The sequence below is a fragment of the Clostridium sp. AF32-12BH genome (genome assembly GCF_003477935.1).
Classification (GTDB): domain Bacteria; phylum Bacillota; class Clostridia; order Lachnospirales; family Lachnospiraceae; genus Brotaphodocola.
Window position 1 is genome coordinate 1 of the sequence record NZ_QUEH01000050.1, and the last position, 627, is coordinate 627.

The following is a 627-nucleotide window of genomic DNA, read 5'->3' on the forward strand; positions in this document are numbered from 1 at the left end:
GGGCTGAAAACGGCTTCTAAAGCGTAACAGGGGCCTTTCTGGGCCTTATTCCTGGCCCCCATCGTGCAGTGCGTCCAGGATCCAATCGCTCAACTCCTGGGAAGGGGACACCCGCACCGTTATATGCCCATTTTCAAAGCGCACCGCTGGCGGCGGGCAATCCCACCACTTACGGACGGTTTTCGGATCAAGGCCAGTTTCCCGGTGACAGTCGGCCTTGCGCCCCTCCGGGTGCTGCTGCCGCCATTCATAAACCCGCGCCTGGGCCGACGGGCGGCCATTCCCCTCACGCCAATTACTATGAACTATGTCCCGCGTTGCCCTGGCTATCTTCAAATGCTGTTCCTGTTTGCGCCAGTTCCGCTTATTGACAGGCATAGTCAGGCCGGAGAGCTTCGCTATATCGTCCCTGGGGAATGTCACATAGTCCTCATTGAACATTTCCAGGGCGCACACCACATCATCTTTTGTAAAGCGGTTTATATCCTCAACACTCATATCATCGTAGGGCCGGAGCAGCGCAAAAGCGTCCCGGCGCAGCTCGTCCTCGTCTATCCCGCATTTTTTTGCATAAATCGCCAGCGTCATAATGCCATAGAAACGATGGCCCACCCGGATTTCATCGGC

The 627-nt window shown here is 56.3% G+C and carries 1 pseudogene; it reads right to left on the bottom strand.

The features are described from left to right. Positions 1-45 precede the first annotated feature (45 nt). Positions 46-627: pseudogene (locus DWZ40_RS19175) on the bottom strand (hypothetical protein); the annotation flags it as partial.